The sequence below is a fragment of the Bacillus sp. PS237 genome (assembly GCF_037963345.1).
Lineage (GTDB): Bacteria > Bacillota > Bacilli > Bacillales > Bacillaceae > Bacillus > Bacillus subtilis.
This window is the reverse complement of sequence record NZ_CP150156.1, coordinates 298,032-318,598: the sequence shown is the minus strand read 5'-3', so window position 1 is coordinate 318,598 and position 20,567 is coordinate 298,032. Positions and strand designations below refer to the sequence as shown.

The 20,567-nt window shown below is 44.9% G+C and carries 20 protein-coding genes; 4 read left to right on the top strand and 16 right to left on the bottom strand.

What is annotated here, in order from left to right; translation table 11 throughout:
• Window positions 1-72 precede the first annotated feature (72 nt).
• The 7 genes from niaP to NST22_RS01700 form a co-directional block, all read right to left on the bottom strand.
• Entirely contained in the window at window positions 73-1,275 is a 1,203-nt protein-coding gene (gene niaP, locus NST22_RS01730; RefSeq protein ID WP_003246397.1) for a niacin permease NiaP, read from the bottom strand.
• A gap of 121 nt (window positions 1,276-1,396) precedes the next feature.
• Entirely contained in the window at window positions 1,397-2,488 is a 1,092-nt protein-coding gene (locus tag NST22_RS01725; RefSeq protein WP_003234715.1) for a toxic anion resistance protein, read from the bottom strand.
• Window positions 2,489-2,503: 15 nt separating this feature from the next.
• Window positions 2,504-4,117 carry a YceG family protein gene (locus tag NST22_RS01720; protein WP_003246317.1) on the bottom strand — a complete coding sequence of 538 codons (1,614 nt, stop codon included), beginning with the start codon at window positions 4,115-4,117 and terminating at the stop codon, window positions 2,504-2,506.
• 84 nt (window positions 4,118-4,201) lie between these two features.
• A complete protein-coding gene (locus tag NST22_RS01715; protein ID WP_003246458.1) occupies window positions 4,202-4,975 on the bottom strand; it encodes a TerC family protein in 774 nt (257 codons plus the stop codon).
• Window positions 4,976-5,025: 50 nt separating this feature from the next.
• Window positions 5,026-5,604, bottom strand: a complete 579-nt coding sequence (locus tag NST22_RS01710) for a TerD family protein (protein ID WP_003241242.1) — start codon at window positions 5,602-5,604, stop codon at window positions 5,026-5,028.
• 34 nt (window positions 5,605-5,638) lie between these two features.
• Window positions 5,639-6,220: a TerD family protein gene (locus tag NST22_RS01705; protein WP_003234723.1), complete on the bottom strand. Its 582-nt coding sequence runs from the start codon at window positions 6,218-6,220 to the stop codon at window positions 5,639-5,641.
• Window positions 6,221-6,241: 21 nt separating this feature from the next.
• Window positions 6,242-6,841, bottom strand: coding sequence for a TerD family protein (locus NST22_RS01700; RefSeq protein ID WP_003246350.1), 600 nt, complete (start codon window positions 6,839-6,841; stop codon window positions 6,242-6,244).
• A gap of 283 nt (window positions 6,842-7,124) precedes the next feature.
• Between NST22_RS01700 and NST22_RS01695 the strand changes: the two genes are divergently transcribed.
• The gene (locus NST22_RS01695) at window positions 7,125-8,120 is read left to right on the top strand and encodes an LLM class flavin-dependent oxidoreductase (protein ID WP_003246351.1); all 996 of its coding nucleotides are present in this window, start codon (window positions 7,125-7,127) and stop codon (window positions 8,118-8,120) included.
• Window positions 8,121-8,157: 37 nt separating this feature from the next.
• On the opposite strand, the gene znuB is transcribed toward NST22_RS01695, so the two are convergent.
• From znuB to rapJ, 6 genes are all read right to left on the bottom strand, one after another.
• On the bottom strand, window positions 8,158-9,000 hold the full coding sequence (gene znuB, locus NST22_RS01690; RefSeq protein ID WP_003246340.1) for a zinc ABC transporter permease ZnuB: 843 nt from the start codon (window positions 8,998-9,000) through the stop codon (window positions 8,158-8,160).
• Complete coding sequence (gene znuC / locus NST22_RS01685; RefSeq protein ID WP_003234730.1) at window positions 8,958-9,653, bottom strand: zinc ABC transporter ATP-binding protein ZnuC; 696 nt, start codon at window positions 9,651-9,653, stop codon at window positions 8,958-8,960. Before znuC ends, znuB begins: the two co-directional genes overlap by 43 nt.
• A 55-nt stretch (window positions 9,654-9,708) precedes the next feature.
• Window positions 9,709-10,668 (bottom strand): metal ABC transporter substrate-binding protein, encoded by a 960-nt coding sequence (locus tag NST22_RS01680; protein WP_003234733.1) that lies wholly within the window; start codon window positions 10,666-10,668, stop codon window positions 9,709-9,711.
• 187 nt (window positions 10,669-10,855) lie between these two features.
• Complete coding sequence (locus NST22_RS01675; RefSeq protein WP_003234736.1) at window positions 10,856-12,541, bottom strand: alpha-glucosidase; 1,686 nt, start codon at window positions 12,539-12,541, stop codon at window positions 10,856-10,858.
• 24 nt (window positions 12,542-12,565) lie between these two features.
• On the bottom strand, window positions 12,566-13,342 hold the full coding sequence (locus NST22_RS01670; RefSeq protein ID WP_003246415.1) for an SDR family oxidoreductase: 777 nt from the start codon (window positions 13,340-13,342) through the stop codon (window positions 12,566-12,568).
• 106 nt (window positions 13,343-13,448) lie between these two features.
• Complete coding sequence (gene rapJ / locus NST22_RS01665) at window positions 13,449-14,570, bottom strand: response regulator aspartate phosphatase RapJ (RefSeq protein ID WP_003246478.1); 1,122 nt, start codon at window positions 14,568-14,570, stop codon at window positions 13,449-13,451.
• A 122-nt stretch (window positions 14,571-14,692) separates the two neighbouring features.
• On the opposite strand from rapJ, the gene cwlK reads away from it, so the two are divergent.
• Window positions 14,693-15,196 (top strand): peptidoglycan L-alanyl-D-glutamate endopeptidase CwlK, encoded by a 504-nt coding sequence (gene cwlK / locus NST22_RS01660; RefSeq protein ID WP_009966473.1) that lies wholly within the window; start codon window positions 14,693-14,695, stop codon window positions 15,194-15,196.
• Window positions 15,197-15,203: 7 nt separating this feature from the next.
• Here the strand turns inward: cwlK and NST22_RS01655 are convergent, their stop codons facing one another.
• Both NST22_RS01655 and NST22_RS01650 read right to left on the bottom strand, forming a co-directional pair.
• A complete protein-coding gene (locus NST22_RS01655) occupies window positions 15,204-16,565 on the bottom strand; it encodes a YcdB/YcdC domain-containing protein (protein WP_010886397.1) in 1,362 nt (453 codons plus the stop codon).
• A 186-nt stretch (window positions 16,566-16,751) separates the two neighbouring features.
• Complete coding sequence (locus NST22_RS01650; protein WP_003246352.1) at window positions 16,752-18,170, bottom strand: YcdB/YcdC domain-containing protein; 1,419 nt, start codon at window positions 18,168-18,170, stop codon at window positions 16,752-16,754.
• A gap of 173 nt (window positions 18,171-18,343) precedes the next feature.
• Between NST22_RS01650 and NST22_RS01645 the strand changes: the two genes are divergently transcribed.
• Together NST22_RS01645 and NST22_RS01640 are read left to right on the top strand one after the other, a co-directional pair.
• A complete protein-coding gene (locus NST22_RS01645) occupies window positions 18,344-18,475 on the top strand; it encodes a hypothetical protein (RefSeq protein ID WP_003246334.1) in 132 nt (43 codons plus the stop codon).
• Between the two features lie 22 nt (window positions 18,476-18,497).
• Complete coding sequence (locus NST22_RS01640; RefSeq protein WP_003234750.1) at window positions 18,498-19,562, top strand: DUF4352 domain-containing protein; 1,065 nt, start codon at window positions 18,498-18,500, stop codon at window positions 19,560-19,562.
• 39 nt (window positions 19,563-19,601) lie between these two features.
• On the opposite strand, the gene NST22_RS01635 is transcribed toward NST22_RS01640, so the two are convergent.
• Window positions 19,602-20,534 (bottom strand): aldo/keto reductase, encoded by a 933-nt coding sequence (locus NST22_RS01635; RefSeq protein ID WP_003246289.1) that lies wholly within the window; start codon window positions 20,532-20,534, stop codon window positions 19,602-19,604.
• Window positions 20,535-20,567: the final 33 nt, after the last annotated feature.

The window sequence follows — 20,567 nt, the reverse complement described above, 5'->3', positions numbered from 1 at the left end:
AAGCGCAGTCCTGACAACGAATGCGAGGGTTTGTCGACACGCTGAAAGCACCTCTTTTAAGAGGTGCTTTTCCTATTCTAGCTCAGTTTGTTTCGTTTCTTTCCCCATAATCAAAATACAAGCAACCGCAAGTAAGATTGCAATGCAAAAGATTGAAAAGATGACCGAAAACGAAATATGACGGGCTGCCAGGGTTCCGACGAGCAAAGGCCCGAAGATGCCGCCGATTCTTCCAAACGCTGCTGTCGTTCCTGAACCTGTTGCTCGAATCGCAGTCGGGTATTGCTCCGGGGTATAAGCATACAGCACGCCCCACGCACCGAGATTGAAAAACGATAACAGCACTCCAGCCGTAAGCAGAAGACTTAAGGAATCCGCCGTTCCGAAGAAATAGGCGCTTCCTGCTGTGCCAATCAAGTAAACGACGAGTATCCACTTCCGGCCCGCTTTTTCAATCAGCCATGCGGCAGAGAAATAGCCAGGTAGCTGAGCAAGCGTCATCAGCAGGACATATTCAAAGCTTTGAATCATGCTGAAGCCTTTCAGCAGCATGACACTCGGGAGCCATAGGAACATGCCGTAATAAGAAAACACCACACAGAACCAAACGATCGACAGCATCACCGTCGGCCGTATATACTGTCTTGCCCAGACGCTTTTTACATTCTCCCACATCGACCTCTTTTTGGCAGAAAGCGATTCATATTTCGGCGAATCAGGTAGACTCGTCCGCAGGTACAGCGCATAAAAAGCAGTCAGCGCAGTTAACAGAAGGGCAGCCTGCCAGCCGAAGCTTGGTATCACAAAGTAAGAAATCAAGGCCGCTGCGAGCCAGCCCACGGCCCAAAAGCTTTCCAAAAGCACAATCACTCTGCCCCGCTTTTCAGGCACAACCGCTTCCGAAACGAGTGTTGAAGCGACTGGAAGCTCGCCGCCAAGTCCCATACCAATCACGAAACGAAGGATTAGAAATGCCGATAAGCTCGTCACAAAAGCGGAAATGCCGCTTCCGATGGAAAAGCATAAAAGGGTGATGATGAACACTTTTTTGCGGCCGATTCGATCAGCAAGCAAACCAAACAAAAACGCACCCGCAGCCATGCCGATGGAATTGACGCTTCCGATCCATTTCATTTCTTCGGGCGACAGATTCCACTCTACATGGAGCGCGGCGATAATAAACGATAATATTCCGACATCCATTGCATCAAACAGCCACCCCAAACCGGCGACGCCCAGCAGTTTACGCTGGGATATAGGCTGTTGTTTTCCCATTGCCAACACCTCTGATATGCAAAATGATTACCGTTTAAGTTTACACCTGTCTTTACACATTGTCATTAACTAAATGATGTAATTGAAATACCCCGCTTATGTTCCACAAGCGGGGTTTTTATTATTGCTGCAATGCTGCTTTTTTAATATTATCCTGAAGCTGGGCAATTCGTCTCGCGCCGTCTTCGCGGAGGCGCTTGTTTTCTTCTTCGATTTGTTTTGTTTCCTGCATGCCGCTGACAATCGTGTTCCAAGACGATTCAATCGTTTCAATATCTATGCTCGGTCTGCCGGCCATTCTCGCAATTTCAACACTTTGGCTCGAGATGTTTTCAGCATTTCGTTTCAGCATCTCGTTTGTCCGGCGGTCAAGCTCGCTCATGGAATCAGCCACAAGCTTTTGCCGCTTTACCGTAACAGCCTGAATAATGCCGTTTTTGAAAATCGGAATGGTAATGATAAACGCGGAGTTGATTTTCCCGATCAGCTTTGCATTTCCTCGCTGCAGGAGACGGATTTGAGGTGCGGTTTGAAGCGCCACCATCCGTGCCATGTCAAGATCATACACCCGTTCCTCAAGCGCCTGAATGCCGTTGCGCAACGTATCGAGCTGCATTTGCGCCAGCTGGTTCCCGCTTGCCGCTTTTTCCTCATATGAAGGAAGGATCGACTGCATCTCTTCCAGTTTCATCTGCCCGGCAACGACGTATTTTTCAAGCTCCATATAGTATTTGATATTGTTTTCATACATTTCATCGAGCGTGTAGTTCGTCTTCGTCATCTCATCTTTGTATTTTGAAATCTCAACGTGGATTTTTTCAATCTCTCCGCCAAGCGTCTGATACTTTTTAAAGATTTTTTCAATCATGCTGCCGCCGCGTTTGAAAATTTTCGCCATTAATCCCTTTGGCTCATCAAAATCATTTTTGTCGAAGCGGTCCATGATTTTCCCAAGCTGAGTCAGCATTGTGCCGGAGTCTGTCACGCTTGTTGTTTTCATCATCCCCAAGATGCGGTCAGAGAACTTGGATATTTCAACGGCCGGCTCCTTGCCGTACTCAAGCAGCTCCATTTGGTTTTTGACGTCAATTTGTTGAGCAAGCCGCTTCACTTCTGGTTCCTGACGGAGCTGAAGACGGATATCGTCAGCTTTTTGCTGGGAAATCTCTTCATTTTTATCGAGAACAAGCGGATTTTGATTTTCTGTTGTCATGCTTTTCTTCTCTCCTTATTTTTGGGTAATGGTTCTGAAGAGCCTTTTCACAAGCGAAGGCTCTTTGTAGTCCTGCTGAAACACCATGTCATCCAGCCAGTGGATATCATACTGATCCTCTTCAATAAACTGCTCAATATCTTGGTGTCCGGGCGGATTATAAATGATGATATCGATTCCGATTTCATTCAGGAACAGCAGGGCGGCAGCATCCGAACGCGTGAGTCCGCCGCTCATTTCCGTATGATATAAAACGAGTTTCGGAACGGTTTGCGCATAGTCGAACATTTGAATCAATTTCAGCAGATTAGCAGGCAGGTTTGTTGTTTGTTTAAACAAATAGATTTGAACATCCTTGACTTGTTCCTGATGCAAGGCTTTAAGCCGCGGGTACCTGCACATTCTCGAAATCGTTTTGGCAATGGCAGTCTGAACGCCCGCCGGCAGCTGTTTGTACTGCCACACATTGCTTGCCATCAGCTTGTCCGGATCAATGTTCCCTTCTTGATCAAGTGCGTGGCTGTAGTGAAATTGATAGTTCGACTTTATTTCTTCTGTAAATGGAAAGCTTCTGACCATTTCTGTTTCCTGATAATCCGCTAGAGTATGAAGCCTGTTCCAATATTCCTTATTGTCTTTCGACACGCCCATAATTTTGGCGAATACATTCGGAATCTCAATGGAATGTTTATCAGCTTTGAAATTCGGCCGAATAAAGGCGCGTTCTTTCGTGATTAAAAACAATTCATCATAGGTCGTTTTCAGCGTAACGGACACCGGTGTGTGATCTCTGAACTGCCACGGCTTATATAGCATGGATTCCTCGTGATTCAGCACATGTTCAATTTCCTTTGTTGAGCGGTAAGCCACTGTTGATTTCCGGTCTGGTTTTTCTTTCGGAAACGGCTGAAGCTCCGAAACATCCGGGAGCTTTTCCGTAAAACCGAGCTCCTGCTTCGGGTCGACAAGCGCCAGCTGATCCGTTCCCGCCGGATGGAACAGCAGTACATCACAGCCGACCAGCATCAGATAATATAAGAAATAGAGCTGGCTTTTCGTCGCATCTCCATACCAAACAACCTTCGGCATCTCCCGCTCTATATCGGTTTTTTCCAGCCAAGGGTTCAGATGGTTTAAGGAAAACTTCGAGACATCAAGCAGCACTCTGCGAAAATCAGGATGATTCAGCCCCTTTTCATGACTGTCCGCAAAGGTATGTAAAAGCGTCATCAACGCTTTTCTTAAATGGCGGTGCATCAAGGGATTTGAGTGCTTCGCAATCAGCTTTTCCCCGTCCAGAAAGGCAACAAAGCGGCTGACTGACAGCCCTTTTTCTTTCTGATTGATGGAATGAATATGCTGAAGCTTTTGAAATGTTTCCGGTTCGATTGTTTTATCAAGCGTTTCACTCAAAATCGTTATGCGGTCGTTTACAGACAGCTCATACAGCTCGTTATAGTAGTCCGTCTCATCAATAGGCGTGCCCAATATCTGACCGGCAAGACGAGAAAAAGAAAGGCCTTGTGCAGTTTCATAGTGATCCCGCTCCGGCAATGGCTGAAACAGCAGGCTTTTCCAATCGCCATCAGCCGGAAGTGCTTTATGAATGGTTAGTTCTTCTTGTCTCATCATATCCTCCTTTCCGGTTTGTCATTGAAACGATATTTCGGTAACAAAAAAGGAAGGACATTGAACCTCCCTCCTTGTTTTGTTTTATTCTTCTTTTGAAGCGGCTGTTTGTTCGCGCACCTGCTTTTGTTTATTGATGTAGTGAATGATCAATGTTACCGCAAATGCAGCGATAATGATAATGAAGAATACAGAGTGCGGCATTTCGTAATGGAAAGCGCTCCCCGCCATTTTCAGCGCGATAATGCCGATTAAGACGAATGCTGTGTTTTCCAGCTCAGGAATTTTATCAATCAGCACAAGGAACACTTTTGCCACTGTACGCATCATTAAAATACCAAGCATACCGCCAATCAGAAGCACCCATACTTTTTCAGATACTGCAAACGCGGCCAGGATGCTGTCCACAGAGAAGGCAAGATCCATTAATTCTACTGAAATGACAGTCGCCCAGAAGATCCCGAACGTGCGGACCATCCAAGAGTTTTTCTTCATGCCGTCCGCTTCCTCTTCTTTTTCGCCTATCCAGAAGTGCTTAATGACGAGCCAAGCCAGGTAAAGCGCGCCAAGCACCTTGATCCACCAGAATTTAATGAGAAGCATACCGAGCCCGATGAAAATAAACCTGAAAATATAAGCTCCAAACAAACCATACGTTAACGCTTTTTTCCGCTGTTTTTCCGGCAGGTGTTTAACCATGACCGCAAGAACAAGCGCGTTATCGGCCGATAAAAGGCCTTCCAGAACAACAAGGGAACCGATCAAACCCCAGGAAACAGGATCAGTCAGAACTTCCCCCCACATTTTCCAATCGAAAAATGAAGCATACGTAGACAAAATATGATGTAAAAAGTCCAAGTTTTTTCCTCCTATAATTTGAAACGGTGACTTCTCTATTTGTCACTCGCTTACACTTGCAAACCGTAATTCCGGCACAATGCAGCCAGCCCGCCGGAAAATCCGCTGCCGATTGCATTGAATTTCCACTCGCCGCCGTGTCTGTAAAGCTCACAAACGACAACAGCTGTTTCAATGGAGAAGTCTTCTCCCAAATCGAAGCGAAGAAGCTCATTCTGCGTTTCTTCATCCACAACGCGGACAAATGCATTGGAAACTTGTCCAAAGTTTTGGCTGCGTGCTTCAGCGTCGTGAATGGTCACTGTGATGCCGATTTTCTCAATGTGAGCAGGGATTTTTGAGAAATCAACGATAATCTGCTCATCATCTCCGTCGCCCTCACCCGTGCGGTTGTCACCCGTATGGATGACACCGCCGCTCGGATGTTCAAGGTTATTATAGAAGACGAAATCGAGATCATTTACGCAGTTATCATGCGCATCAACTAAAAAGGCCGAAGCATCCAGGTCAAAATCGTGTCCGCCGGAGTACTTGTTTGTATCCCAGCCTAAGCCGATCACCGCTTTAGTCAGTCCCGGATTTGTTTTTGTTAAATCAATGCGCTGTCCTTTTGATAATTGAATGGCCATACTGCCTCTCTCCTTTCTGCTCTTCGTATTTGTCTTAACCGACTTGCAAACCGTAGTCTGTTGCAATGCGGGCAAGGCCGCCTTGGTAGCCTGAGCCGATTGCTGAGAATTTCCACTCGCCGTTATGTCTGTAAAGCTCCCCTGCAATGATTGCCGTTTCAATAGAGAAATCTTCTGCAAGATCGTAACGGATGAGCTCTTCATTTGTTTCTTCATTTACGATGCGGACAAACGCGTTTGATACTTGTCCAAAGTTTTGGCTGCGCGCTTCTGCATCGTGAATGGTAATAACAAATGAGATTTTATCAATGTTTGCCGGTACAGCGCTGAGATTTACTTTTACATTCTCATCGTCGCCTTCGCCAGCACCAGTCAGGTTGTCGCCTGAATGAACGACTGAACCGTTGCCGCCTTCAAGCTGGTTGTAGAAAATAAAGTCGTTTGGTGACGCGCATTTGCCCGCGGCGTCTAACAGAAACACACTTGAGTCAAGATCAAAGTCGTGCCCGCCGTCATACTTGTTCGTATCCCAGCCTAAACCGACAACAACCTTTGAAAGACCCGGATTTGTTTTTGTTAAATCTACTTTTTGTCCTTTTGCCAATGAAATTGTCATGTTTCATCCACTCCTTTTCTTTTATACGTATCGACTGATAATATCTTCTAATCTCGTATCGTTTGTGCCTTCACCGACCGCCGCAAACTTCCACTCACTGCCGCTGCGGTAGATTTCTGCTGTAATCAGGCTTGTTCTGCCGGCGTAATTGTCTCTCAAATTGTACTTGAGCATTTCCTCGTGATTAGATTGATCAACTACGCGGATAAACGCATTTTGAATCATGCCGAAATCTTGTTTTCTTCTGACACAATCGTAAATGTTCACTACAAATACAAGCTTATCGATGTTTCCAGGCACTTTATCTAAATCTATCATAATTTGCTCGTCATCGCCCGCACCGTCACCCGTCAGGTTGTCGCCTGTATGCTGTACACCGCCGCAGCGGCTTTTCAGGTTGCCGAAATAAATCAGGTTTTTCTTATCGGTGAATTTTCCGTTTTCCAGCATCAGCACTGAAGCGTCACAGTCGATATTCGGACCGCCTCCGCCAAGCAGTTTGCTGAAGAATCCTCCGCCTGAGGACACTGGGTCCCAGCCGAGACCGACCATCAATTTTGACAGACCGGCTTTTCCTTTTGTTAAATCAATTCGTTGACCTTTTTCTAAAGAAATTGCCACACGATTCACTCCTACTCATCAAAATGTGAAGATAGTCACATTTATTTTTACGCTCACAAGGAAAATAAGCCGTAAATTACTAATATATACGTTTGTTATTATATCAAAGTTTCGTAAAAGTTAAGAATAATTGACGAAAAACCTCGAAAAAAAACTTCCATATTTGATATATGATTTGCAAATGCTATAAAGTGCGCTTCTTAAACAAACCATTTGACGCGGGCAAGTCATTTTGCCTATTCTGGTGTCACCATCTAAAAACAGACAGAAAGGAAGCGGCCTTTTGATTCATTTAAGCATACTTGATCAGGCACCTGTTTCTAAAGGAGAAAGCCCTGTGACAACTCTCCAGCATTCGGTTGAGCTTGCCCAATTAAGCGAACAGTGGGGCTATAAGCGTTATTGGTTTGCCGAGCATCACAGCACGAAAGGACTGGCAAGCACAGCGCCTGAAATCATGATCGCCCGCATCGCAGCACAGACAAACACCATTCGTGTCGGATCAGGCGGCGTGCTTCTGCCCCAATACAGCCCATTTAAAGTGGCTGAAACCTTTCGCCAGCTTGAGGCCCTGTATCCAAACCGGATTGACCTCGGCGTCGGTCGCTCCCCCGGCGGCACGACAAAAACCAGACTTGCATTAACGGACGGGGTGAAAAAAAGCTTAACCGAATTTAACAGACAGCTGCAGGATGTCTCTTATTTTCTAACAGATTCCCTTCCTCCCGACCATCCGTATGCCGGAATCAAAGCGGCGCCCCTTATTGGTACGGCACCCGAGCTATGGGTGCTCGGTCTTGGTGAAAACAGCGCAAGACGCGCGGCGCACCAGGGGATTGGATATGTATTTGGGCATTTCATTAATCCCGAGCGAGGAGAAAATGCATTCCGCATCTACCGGGAAAGCTTTCGGCCCTCAGCCCATTTTTCGAATCCATCCGCACTGTTTACGATTTTTGTCATTTGCGCAAAAACAGATGAAGAGGCAGAAGAACTCGCATTAAGCCAGGATCTGTGGCTTCTTCGCGTCGGAAAAGGCTTGGACAGCCGCGTGCCAAGCATCGAGGAAGCGAAAGCTCATCCCTATACAGCGTCCGATAAAAAACTCATAGAAGAAAACAGAAAGCGGATGGTGATCGGTTCTCCCACCACTGTCAAACAACAGCTGTTAGACCTCACAGGCTGCTACGAAACAAATGAAATCATGGTTCTGTGCAATGTGTTTGATTTTGAGGCGAAAAAAGAATCTTATGAGCGCCTTGCCGAATTGTTTCTATAAAAAAAGCAGTTTTCCCTAGGGAAAACTGCTTTTCATGTTATCGGCTTCTTTTTTTGCGCTGAGCTTCTTTTTTGATAAACGTCCAAACTCCCTGAACTGCAAATCCGATTAATAGCAAAACGATCAATAGCAGGGTAATAGACGGACCTGGCGGCGTCCCGAGCTGATAGGATGATGTCAGTCCCGTAAATACGCTGAATAATGAAATGAGTATGGCTGTAATGAAAACCATGTTAAAGCCTTTTGCAATTCTGATGGCGAAGGCTGCCGGCAATACGAGCAGGGCCGATACAAGAAGGACCCCGATGATCGGAATAATGACTGAAATCGCAAGGCCTGTGACAATACTGAATGACAACGAGAGAACGTTTGTATTGATTCCCGATGTTTTGGCTGTAGCTTCATCAAACGTCAGCAGGTAGAGCGGCCTTCTCAGTACAATAAAATAAAGCAGGATCAGCAGTGTGATAATACTGATAATATAGACCTGCTGCTGGTTTACTGTCACAAGCGATCCAAATAGGTATTGATCGATGCTCATATTGGCTGTGCCTTTGGAAAGGCTGATTAAAAACATCGCGAAGGACAAACCAGCTGCCATTAAGATGGCAATGGACACTTCTGAATAAGTCCGATACGCCCGCCGCATGTATTCAATTCCGATCGCGCCGATGGTCACGACGACTATGCTTGCTGCGGTTATATTGGTGCTGAGAAAAAAGCCGATGGCAACACCTGACAATGAGATATGTGAAAGTGTGTCAGCCATTAAGGCCTGTCTTCTGAGAACGAGATACACTCCTAGTATCGGAGCCATGACGGCGATCATGCCGCCTGCTAGAAAAGCTCGTCGCATGAATTCCAAGTCAAACATTTCCATCCGCCTTTTTCTCCTCTCTCTAATCGAATCACTTTATCTAAAAATTGCTGTACTTCGTTTTGTTCGTGAGTAACCATCACAACTGTGCGGTTGTGATTTTTCACGAGATGATGCATAAATTCGTAAAATCCTTTTCTGCTGTCGTAATCAACAGCTGTCGTCGGTTCGTCCAGCATCAGCAGATCCGGGTTGCTGGCGAGCATTCTGGCGATACAGATTTTCTGTTTCTGTCCGCCTGATAAATCACCGATTTTACGATGGCGGAGGTCCCACATTTCCACCATTTTCAATGCTTTTTCTACTTCAAGATGATCTTCTTCATTTAAACGTTTAAACCATTTCCCTTTTGTATAGCGGCCTGACTGAACAAGCTCCAGCACCGTGCTCGGAAATCCGGCATTAAATGAAGAAATTTGCTGCGGGACGTACCCTATGGTCAGGCGTTTCCCTTCTGTATTCCTTTTACTGATCGTCACTGTGCCTTCCCACGGTTTCAGCATGCCGAGCATTACCTTTATGAGCGTCGATTTAGAGGCGCCGTTTGGTCCAGTGATGCCGACGAACTCACCGCTTTCAATATCAAGTGATACTTTATCTAAAACAGGCGTATGGGAATAGCCGAAAACGATATCTTTCAATGAGACGAGATTCATGTTAATCTTCCTTTCTCACAAAGAAATAGTGTGCACCCCTCCGGCGCACACTATCTTATGATTTAACCAATAGTGAATCTTTCAGGGCATCGAGGTTTTGTTTCATAATGTCGATATACCCTAAACCTTTATCCTGTTCTTCTTTGCTCAAGCCTTCCAGTGTATTCAGCACTTCTGTCTTCGCGCCGATTTCACTGGCGAGCGTATCTGCGACCTTTGAGGATGCAATTTCTTCAAAGTAAATAACTTTTACATTATGTTCTTTGGCATATGTTTTCAGCTTTGCCAAGCTGGCTGCGCTCGGTTCTTGGTCAGGTGAAAGCCCTGCAATCGGAACCTGCTTCAAGCCGTATTCTTTTGCCAGATAGCCAAAAGCTGTATGCTGCGTGATAAATTCTTTTTTCTCCGCTTTTTTTGCGGTTGTACGATATAGTTTATCAAGATCCTGCAGTTTTGCAATATATTCTTTACTATTTTTCTCATAGTATTCTTTGTTATCCGGGTCCTGCTTCACGATTTGAGCCGTAATATTTTTAACTTCCTTCTGTGCCAGAACAGGGCTAAGCCATACGTGAGGGTCCATTGCATGACTGTGCTCATGCTCCCCATGATCATGCTCTTCGTGTTCTTCTTCAGAGCCTTCCATTAAATCAATGCCTTTGCTTGCATTAACGAAAACGGCATGGCCTTGGCCCATGCTTTTTTCAGCTGACGGAACCCATGTCTCCATGTATTCACTATTATAAACGAACAAATCAGCATCCTGAATGTTGGCAATGTCTTTCGGCGTCGGTTCCCAATCATGCGGTTCAACGGAAGATGGGATTAACAGATCCACATCGCCTTTGTCTTTTACAATTTGTTTTGTGAATTCATACATCGGGTAGAACGTTGTGACAACGTGCAGTTTATCACCCTTTGAATCCGCCGACCCTTTTGTTGATGAGTTGCCGCATGCTGCAACTAATAAAAAGCACGCTGCAATCACAAACAAACCGCTCCATTTTTTAAACATATCGTATATCCCCTCTTTTTCAGTAACTTTAAATCAAAATGATAACGATTTTGTAATCCTATATCATAATAAACCGAAGTCATTACGTTTTGCAAGAATAAATTTCATTTTCATTTATTCTTCCCGCCTGCAGAGCGAATATATGTACTAAAAAAACCCGGCTAAAAATGCCGGGCTACTTCAATCATTAGTTTGTTTTGTCCAGAAGATAGACCCTGCTCTCATAAGGCCGGAACACCATTTCGTCATCAAGATCATCGTTGTTATAATTGCTGAGAAGCAGTGAGGCCTGAGCTTTGCCGCAGTTCTTAGGCCACTGAAAAACAGCCTGCTCTTTTGAAAAATTATTGACCGACAAAAGCTGTTGTTTACTGTTTTCTCTCATGTATACAAACAACTGCGGATCGTCCGGAAGCAAAAGATCAAAGCTCCCTTTCATGAGGTCAGCGTACTGCTTTCTCAGGCTGATCAGCTTTTTGTAATAGTTTAAGACAGAATCAGGATCTCCCTGCGCTTCCTCCACATTGATTGCGGTGAAGTTCGGATTGACCTTCAGCCAAGGCGTGCCGTCAGTAAATCCGGCATTTTTGCCGCTGTTCCACTGCATCGGGGTCCGGGCGTGATCCCGGCTTTTGGCTAAGATCGATCTCATCACATCATTTGGATCATAGCCTTTTTCAAACACCCGTTTATGATACATATTGATCGTTTGGATATCTTTGTAGTCTTCAATCCGGGTGAACGGCGCGTTTGTCATCCCGATTTCTTCTCCCTGATAAATATACGGCGTGCCCTTCATAAAATAAATTACGGCTGCCAGCATTTTCGCTGATGCTTTGCGGTATTCCCCATCGTCTCCGAATCTGGACACAATCCGGGGCTGGTCGTGGTTGCACCAAAACAATGTATTCCAGCCTTGATGTTCAAGCTTCTTTTGCCATTTTGTCAAAACCGATTTTAAATCAGAAAGCTCAAGGGGCTTCAAATCCCAATGTTCTTTTCCGGGCTGCTGATCAAGCTCCATATGCTGAAAGTGAAAAATCATATTCAGCTCATGCTTATCTGTTCCCGTATATTTCAGGCCTTCTTCCGGTGTGACACTGCCGACCTCTCCGACAGACATGACATCATAATGAGAAAACACTTCATCTGTGATTTCTTTTAAATAGTCATGGATTCGTTCGCCATTTGGCTGAAAGGGCTTCGGCTCTGCCTGCTGATTGATATAGTCCTCATACGAAGGAAGATATTCTTTCTTAGAAATGAGATGGAGCTGATCAATTCGCAAACCGTCGACCCCTTTATCGAGCCAAAATTTCATCATGTCATACACCGCCTGGCGAACTTCGGGATTTTCCCAGTTTAAATCAGCTTGTTTGACGGCATTCATATGGAGATAGTATTCTCCGGTGTGCTCTTCGTATTGCCAGACCGGGCATCCATAGTTTGAGAGCCAGTCCGTCGGCGGGCCGTTCTTTGTGCCGGGACGCCAATAATAATAGCTACGGTATTTGCTGTTTTTGTCCAGCTCCGCTTCTTTAAACCACGGATGCTCGACCGAGGTGTGATTTAACACAAAGTCCATCACCAGCTTTAATCCCCGCTGATGCACCTGGTCCAGCAGCTCGTGAAAATCGTCCATTGTTCCGTAAGAATCCATAATCGCCTTATGGTTTGTCACATCATAGCCGTAATCAACATTCGGAGAAGGATAGATCGGGCAAATCCAAATCACATCTGCCCCGAGCTCCTTTATGTAGTCAAGACGGGAAATAATCCCCCGCAAGTCCCCAATTCCGTCTCCATTGCTGTCCTGAAAGCTTCTCGGGTAAATTTGGTACACCACTGCATCCTTCCACCAGTCTGTTTTCATCCCGCAATCCCCCTGTTTTGTCTTCTATTCAAGCTGAGATGGATAAAGTGTCATTCCGCCGTCGACGAAAAGTGTTGCGCCGGTCACATAGCTTGCTTCCTCAGATACGAGCCAAGCTGCTGCTGCCGCCACTTCTTCAGGCTTTCCGAAGGCTTTCATCGGGATTTTTTTCAATTGTTTTTGCCTGCTCTCTTCCTTTTTCGTATCAACATTTGATTCTGTGGCAATGGTGCCGGGCGCTATCGCATTGACGCGGATTCCCTTATCCGCATAATTGAGCGCCAGCGTTTCCGTCATCATCTTGATGCCGCCTTTGGATGTGGAATACTGAACGTTTACAGGGCGCGGAATCTGCTGATGAACACTTGAGATATTCAGCACATTGCCCTTGATATTGTTTTTCATCATGTGGTTAAGTGCTGCTTTCGCTCCCAGAAAGGTTCCGGTAACATTGACATCAATCACTCTCTGCCAATCTTCAAGACTCATCTCATGCGGCATCGCCTCAACGCCGTTAAAACCGGAGTTGTTTACCATCACATCGAGCGTGCCGAAATGCTCTAAAGCTGTGTCCAAGAGCGCCTGAATCCCCTCTTCTTTTGACACGTCCGCCTCAACTGAGACGGCTTTCCCTCCGTTCTGCTTAATGATTTCCAGAGTTTCATCTGCTCCAGACGGGTCGCTGTGGTAATTTACAACAACATTCATTTTCTCCTTTCCGAACCGTTCCGCAATGGCTTTCCCGATTCCTTTTGAAGACCCTGTCACAATCGCTGTTTTTCCGGTTAAATCTTTGTACATACTTGATATCCTCCTCTGTTTCTCACTATGCAGTGGAAAATACCCTGTTTTTCCGAGTTGAAAACAGCACAAAAAAAGCAGAGAACCTGTAGTTCTCTGCCATTTCCTATTGAAAACGCTGCTCGGCAAGCTTCTTTTTAATATTCATCAGCCTGCGGTAAAAGAAAGCGGCGGACTCGTAATGTTCCAACTGATTGAAACGTTCCGCTGTATCATGCAGCAGATCTTCGGCGTCAGCAAGAAGCTGCCTGGATTCCAGCAGGTCAAAGCATTCTGTAAGCACGTTCAGGTCGCCGCTTCCAAGATACAGCTCATGAATGAGGCGGAATTTCGTCAAGTACATGTCATCCTCCCATTCAGCCGCGCTCTTTATCCCGCGGTCATAAGCCTCTACTGCCTTGTCGTATTTTCCCTCTTTACAGTAGATATGGGTCAGTGAAAATACAGCTTGAACAGCTTGCTGAAAGTTGTGCTCCTCAAAAATGGCGGCGGCTGTTTTGAAATAGCCCTCCGCTTCTTTGTAATCACCCAGACTGTACTTACAGTGTCCGACATTATAATAGGCAGCAGCGATCATGTACGCTTCTTCAAGCTGCCTGGCATGTTCTAAAGCGCTGCACAAGTGGGTCAGTGCTTTTTCATGATGATACACATCGGTCAAATTTCCGGCGATGATAAATTCACACTGAACCCGGCGGCGACCGTACAGTTCATATTTCGTATAGATATCAAGCGCCTGGCTCGCATAATTCATGGAAAAATACGTTTGTTTGATGTGATAATACACTTCTGCGACTTTAAAAAGAAACTCAGCTTTTTCGATCTCATCCTCGACATACTCGAGCTTTTCCTCGGCATGTTTATAATGGTCAATCGCTAATATGAAATTTTTCTGCTTGAATTCGTACATTCCTCTGAAATAATAAAAGTAGTATTCCAGTAAGCCCGTGAGTTTTTGCTGATTGCTTTCAATTTCGTTCAGCATATCAGAGAACGGAGGCTTGGTATCGCTGTCTTTCACCGGCATCAGCTTATCAAGCATGATTCGATGCCGGAATTCCATCAAAGAAAAATATAAAAGCAAGTCCTGATTCTCTTCCATATCTTCTAAATCATATTCAATCTCCTGCTTTAACGCTTCTGCTTGATCTGCTTCAAATGCGCGAATGAGCTTGTACCATTCATTCAGCTTTACTGCTACTTCTTCTGATGGAATCTTTGCTCTCATCGGTCTGCCTCCTTCCTCCTGCTACTATTTATGTTATATTTTATCATAGCTGTTCGCTTTTAGAGAGAGTCAATCACTTAAAAGCGTTAACATTCAGCACATCTTGAGAAAGTGAGACCGATATGAACTTACCCGCAAAAACATTTGTTATCTTATGTATTCTATTTCTTCTAGATCTTTGTTTTAGTTATATTCGGCATGAATGGCATTCTCAAAACGCCTTGCAGGACATGCCTGTCCCCTCGGATCTTCATCCGATTGTGAAGCAGAATGCCGATGCACTCAAAGCCGCTGCAGCGAATAAAGGCATTGACGTCGTCATTACTGAAGGATTCAGGTCCTTTAAGGAACAAGATGAATTATATAAACAGGGACGTACAAAAAAAGGGAATATTGTCACCTATGCAAGAGGAGGGGAATCGTATCATAACTATGGTTTAGCGATTGATTTCGCCCTTCAAAAAAAGGATGGCAGCATCATATGGGATATGGAATATGACGGCAATCAAAACGGAAAATCAGATTGGCTGGAGGTTGTCGAGATCGCTAAGACACTCGGTTTCGAATGGGGCGGGGATTGGAAACGATTCAAGGACTACCCCCACTTGGAGATGATTCCTAACTAGACACCCCTCACAGCCTTTTCTTTTTCCTTATGTGCGCATCAATATAGGAAGGGTAAACCGGCTTATAGACAAGTTTGCAGTGCTGGTCACTGCCTGCTGTAAAATCAGGCTGCCATTCCAGTTTCACATCAAAAGCGGCTAAAAATGCTTCTTTCGCTTCTTCAGCGGAAACATCCGGCCTGTGATTTATCGCTTCCAATTGTTCAGGTTCAATATCAGGCGCCATAAAAGCGTCAATCAACCCAGTTTCCGGATTGACAATGATGCGGGCAGCGCCGAACCGCAGCGGCACTCCTTTATACCAGACAGAAAAATGGTTGCGGACTCTCCCTCTTTCATCAATTCGGACGGGATTCACCCTGAAAAACTCAGCCGCTCTCGGATAGAGGGCATACAAAAATTGAAGCGCTATCTCTTGGCATTCTTCCGTGGAGCATTGGAGGTTGTTCCGCCAGTCCATAAAAGAAAGCGCTGCTTTTAATTTTCCGGTTCTTTTATCCGTCTTCATTTTGATTGTATTTTTATTTCTCGTTTCAAAATAGCTTCCTATGCTTAAATCCTTACGCTCCGGCGCAGCGCCCCTGCGCCACGTGCTTCCAATTTGTTCTCCAAAGTCTCTTTCACTGACTTTCTGCATATCAGAGGTAAAACCCAGCAAGGCAAATATATCAACTTCTTCCTTGTTCTGAAGCGGCGGCAGTGGCGCCGTGTTTTCTATTCTTTCATCTGCGATATGCTGGTCGGGCACAATTTCGTCTACATCTGCGGGATAGCTGTATCCCGGTAGAATCGGTTCATATACAAGCCTTGGTTCCTGTTCGCCATCAATGACATCGTACATCAGCTCAAAAGACATTGTGTTTAAGTAATGGGATACAACCTTCTCTTTTGCTACAAATTCCGTCGGAACTTCGGCTTTATGCCCTTCCCCGTAATATAGAAAGTGGACAATCTGACCGCTTCGTGTCATATCAATTAAAAAGCCTGAATTGGGAATCGGAAGCCCCAGCTCCATTTTGGTATAGACAAACCGGATGTGCTGCCCCCTTTCTTCCTTGCCTTGAAAATGAAAATTCATAAATGTGCCGGGATGATTGGCAGCGGCAAACTGAAGAGCCGTCAGCTTCAGCTCGGCATCTGGAAGTTTTTTGTCTGTCTCGGAGTGGACAGTTGTTGAAAAGGTGAGCAAGGCGCCGTCATTTCTAAGTTCAACTGTAATGTGCTTTTCCGGATCTTTAGGGTCCTTCCAGATAAAATATGCCTGCCCGTACTTCTTTTGCTTTTGGTCGTAATCTTCTATCTCAAGCTCATAATGCGTCGGTACATTTCCGATCTCCTGCGCCTTCTTTTTCAGCTGTTTATTAACCAATGAAGTCATCCCTTTCAAAGAGTCTACGACAAAGAGAATCCTGTTTATTATATAAAAAGACCTTTCTTCATTTAAAGTGAAGAAAGGTCCTTTTCTATTATTGTCATTGTTTTTTGAGATTCTTTCTGTTACTTTCATCACATACTCTCTTCTATATCTGAGGCAATTGCGTGACTTTTGGCTGTTTCACCATATGCTGAAGACAGGCTCCCCTGTATGTGCATCGATAAAATGCGGATACACCGGCTTATAGACGAGCCGGTAGCTGTGTTCTTCATCATCCCCGTACTCTCTTTCCCAGCCAAGCTCAACTTTAAAATGCTGCCAAAAGATAGACTTGGCTTGTTCAACTGAAATAGCCGGCACAGGATCAATGGTTGCCAGCTTATTTGGGTCAATATCCGGTCCCATATAAACGGTGATATACCCTGTCTGGCGGCTGACACAAATTCTGATCTGCCCAAATCGGAGCGGAACTCCGTGACAATGCGCTTCAAACGTAAAACCAGCGACTGCGTTTTCTTCTTCATCTTTTTCGTCGTATCTGATCCTAAAATATTGATCGGCATTCGGAAATAAAGCAAATAGAAAGCGAAGCGCGATTTTTTCACACTCTGCCAAGGTTACTGTCAGCGGCCCTTTTTTCTCCATAAATGACATGACGCCTTCGAGTTTTCCGGTTTCTTTGTTATAGATGGTTTTCAGCACTTGATGAGTCCGTCCCTTAAACCAGCTGTCCATGCTTTTATCCGCCGGCTGATACACAGGGTCATCCGGATTCCGCCAAACGATTCCAATTCTCCCATCTCCCAAATCCGCTTCCCGCTCTTTGACAAACCCATTTTCAATACCAATCATGCTGTCAGGATCGGCCTTTTCGCGGATGCCCTCGAATAAAGGGAGAGGAAAGCTCTCCGGCTCCCTGTAATCATCGTCATCATCAACTGCTTGTTCTTCTTGAACCAAATCCGCAGGTACGGTAATCGCCCTACCTTCAGGCTCGTACACCAAATGCGGCTGATCATCTCCGTTTTTGTAAACAGAACGATGGAGAACCTCAAACAAAAGGTCGAACTCCACGTCCTTCTTGATAAAGGCAAGTGCCTCTTCAACATCCGCGACCCGCTTTGGCTTGATGATGCTGCCCGCTTCGCCGTAATAACGGAAGTAAACAATCTCACCTGATAAGGAAACATCAGCCATAAATCCGCTCATGGGGAGAGGAAGCCCAGCCTCCATTTGAACATATGAAAATCTCACTTTATCGCCGTATGCACGGTCATTTTCTTCACGAACAAAGGCAGAGAGTGCCCCCGGATGATGAGTCTCGACAAATTGGCGCATGATATCCTCTAGTTTCTCCTCAGACAGCCTTTCTCCGCTTTCAGGCTCAATATCACGGGAAAGGGATTCCAGCTCTCCGTCCGGTCCAAGCTCCACGATAATGCCGGTATTCTCATCCTGAGGATCTGCCCAACAAAAATGAGCTCTTTTATCATCACCGCCATAATCTTCAATTTCCAGTTTTAAGTGTGTCGGCACCCGGCCGATTTCCAGTGCTTTTTGTTTCAGTCCCTCTTTCTTCACAAAGGCGGCCCCTTTCATCCTTCTTAAGTTCCCTCCAACTAATCAAAAAGTAATAGTCTAAAATACACAGTTTTCTGAGTTTACCAGTTTTACCAGAACATTTTTCACCAAAAATAGGATGATGAACCTATTCAATATAAAAGCTAATAATCTTAAAATTAATTCCGTTGTAACTTTTTATAGGTCCATTCATGACAAAGGAGGGCGGAGTTTCCAGAAAATCCGGTGAAAACCGTGAGAAAAGAACTGATTTTTTTGGTTATATGATGCTAATCCATTCAAAAAGATCCATTTCTCAAAGACAAAAGACTCCCCTTTCCTAAACCATTTGAGGAGGAAAAATGAATGTTTCAGAAAAAAACGTACGCTGTTTTCCTAATTCTTCTGCTGATGATGTTTACAGCTGCTTGTTCCGGCAGCAAAACAAGCGCGGAGAAGAAAGAATCAGAAACAGAAAAAAGCTCAGATATAGCTCAAGTCAAAATCAAGGATGTCTCTTACACACTTCCGTCTAAATATGATAAGTCCACTTCAGATGACCAGCTTGTGTTAAAAGTCAATGTCGCGGTGAAAAACACAGGAAAAGACCCGCTGAATGTAGACAGTATGGATTTCACATTGTATCAAGGTGATACCAAAATGTCTGACACAGACCCTGAAGACTATAGCGAAAAGCTTCAGGGCAGCACGATTAACGCTGACAAATCCGTTGAAGGAAATCTTTTCTTCGTTGTAGATAAAGGCAAGCAATACGAGCTTAACTATACGCCGGAATCTTACGGTGATAAAAAGCCAAAATCAGTTACTTTTAAAATTGACGGAAAAGACAAAAAAATCCTGGCGACGGCAGATAAGCTCCAAGATTCTGCAAAAGCGTTATCAGCTTATGTTGATGTCCTTCTTTTCGGCAAAGATAACGCCGATTTCGAAAAAATCACCGGCGCTAACAAAAATGAAATTGTAAATGATTTTAATGAATCAGCCAAAGACGGTTATCTCTCAGCTTCCGGCCTTTCCAGCACATATGCGGACAGCAAAGCGCTTGATAATATCGTGAACGGCATTAAAGAGGGATTAAGCAAAAACTCTTCCATTCAAGCAAAAACGACTTCAATCTCTAAAGACGAAGCAATTGTTGAAGCCACAGTTAAACCTGTAGATGCATCTTCTCTTTCAGACCGCATCGAAGACAAAGTGAAAGACTACTACAGTAAAAACTCTAGTGCCAGCTATGAAGAGGCAGTGAAATACGCGCTTCAAGTCTATCCTGAGGAATTCAAAAAGCTTGGACCTGCTTCATCTGAAAAAACAGTTGAAGTGAAAATGAAGAAAAATGACATCGACCAATGGCAGCTTGATATGGATGATTACAGAGCAGCAGAATTAGTCGAAGCATTCATCAAAGAATAAAACACCAAAAGGAAATAGCCATGACGGCTATTTCCTTTTTTATTTGAAAATGTCGCTGATGAAATTCACTTCATCTTCGGTCAGTTCAATGTTCAAGGTTTTCAGGTTATCCTGTAATTGCTCCGGTCGTTTAGCTCCTGGAATAATGGCATCAATCGCCGGTCTCGTTAACAGCCACGCCAAGGCGACATGTGCCGTATCCGCTTGTTTTTCCTCCGCTACTGCTTTCAGCTTATCTACTTTTTTGAGATTGTGGATAAACGTTTCACCCTGAAATTGAGGTTTATCCTTTCTGAAATCATCAAAGACTGTGTCTTGCGTGAATTTTCCTGTCAGCAGTCCGGACGCAAGCGGAAAGTAAGGAATAAAGGAGATGCCTTGTTTTTCACAGTATGGAAGAAGCTCTTTCTCGGCATCACGCTGTATGAGAGAATATTCGGCCTGGAAGACCTCCAAATAGCCGTCAGCATTAAAATCCTGCAATTGCTGATAATCGAGGTTCGAAGCGCCGATCGCTTTGATTTTCCCCTCATCCTTCAGCTCTTTCAAAGTGCCCGCCACTTCAGCGAGAGGTGTTTTTCCATCCGGAAAGTGAACATAATACAAATCAATGTAATCTGTTTTCAGCCGCTTCAGGCTCTTCTCCACCTCGCTGCGAAGAAACTCCCGGCTATTGTCTAATTCAATGCTGCCGTCCACTTCTTTATGAGCTCCTTTGGTGGCGATGATGAGCTCATTCCGCACGCCGCGTTCCTGTACGACTTCGCCGATTAATTCTTCAGATCGCCCCAATCCATATATAAAGGCGGTATCGATAAAATTGACGCCGCCATCCAATGCCGTGCGCACTAAATCCTTCCCTGTTTCATCATTTAGATTTGGAAATAGATTATGCCCGCCGACCGCATTCGCGCCGAATCCGATCCGCTTCACCTTCAGCTTCGTTTTGCCGAGTGTACGTGTTTGATCCATTGTTCCTTCTCCTTTGAAACCAATTTTGATGAA

What these genes read in the sequence shown, in the direction of transcription:
- niaP (WP_003246397.1), bottom strand. Translation starts at nt 1,275, where the DNA reads ATGGGAAAACAACAGCCTATATCCCAGCGTAAACTGCTGGGCGTCGCC.
- NST22_RS01725 (WP_003234715.1), bottom strand. Translation starts at nt 2,488, where the DNA reads ATGACAACAGAAAATCAAAATCCGCTTGTTCTCGATAAAAATGAAGAG.
- NST22_RS01720 (WP_003246317.1), bottom strand. Translation starts at nt 4,117, where the DNA reads ATGAGACAAGAAGAACTAACCATTCATAAAGCACTTCCGGCTGATGGC.
- NST22_RS01710 (WP_003241242.1), bottom strand. Translation starts at nt 5,604, where the DNA reads ATGGCCATTCAATTATCAAAAGGACAGCGCATTGATTTAACAAAAACA.
- NST22_RS01705 (WP_003234723.1), bottom strand. Translation starts at nt 6,220, where the DNA reads ATGACAATTTCATTGGCAAAAGGACAAAAAGTAGATTTAACAAAAACA.
- znuB (WP_003246340.1), bottom strand. Translation starts at nt 9,000, where the DNA reads ATGGAAATGTTTGACTTGGAATTCATGCGACGAGCTTTTCTAGCAGGC.
- znuC (WP_003234730.1), bottom strand. Translation starts at nt 9,653, where the DNA reads ATGAATCTCGTCTCATTGAAAGATATCGTTTTCGGCTATTCCCATACG.
- NST22_RS01680 (WP_003234733.1), bottom strand. Translation starts at nt 10,668, where the DNA reads ATGTTTAAAAAATGGAGCGGTTTGTTTGTGATTGCAGCGTGCTTTTTA.
- NST22_RS01675 (WP_003234736.1), bottom strand. Translation starts at nt 12,541, where the DNA reads ATGAAAACAGACTGGTGGAAGGATGCAGTGGTGTACCAAATTTACCCG.
- NST22_RS01670 (WP_003246415.1), bottom strand. Translation starts at nt 13,342, where the DNA reads ATGTACAAAGATTTAACCGGAAAAACAGCGATTGTGACAGGGTCTTCA.
- rapJ (WP_003246478.1), bottom strand. Translation starts at nt 14,570, where the DNA reads ATGAGAGCAAAGATTCCATCAGAAGAAGTAGCAGTAAAGCTGAATGAA.
- cwlK (WP_009966473.1), top strand. Translation starts at nt 14,693, where the DNA reads ATGAACTTACCCGCAAAAACATTTGTTATCTTATGTATTCTATTTCTT.
- NST22_RS01650 (WP_003246352.1), bottom strand. Translation starts at nt 18,170, where the DNA reads ATGAAAGGGGCCGCCTTTGTGAAGAAAGAGGGACTGAAACAAAAAGCA.
- NST22_RS01645 (WP_003246334.1), top strand. Translation starts at nt 18,344, where the DNA reads ATGACAAAGGAGGGCGGAGTTTCCAGAAAATCCGGTGAAAACCGTGAG.
- NST22_RS01640 (WP_003234750.1), top strand. Translation starts at nt 18,498, where the DNA reads ATGTTTCAGAAAAAAACGTACGCTGTTTTCCTAATTCTTCTGCTGATG.
- NST22_RS01635 (WP_003246289.1), bottom strand. Translation starts at nt 20,534, where the DNA reads ATGGATCAAACACGTACACTCGGCAAAACGAAGCTGAAGGTGAAGCGG.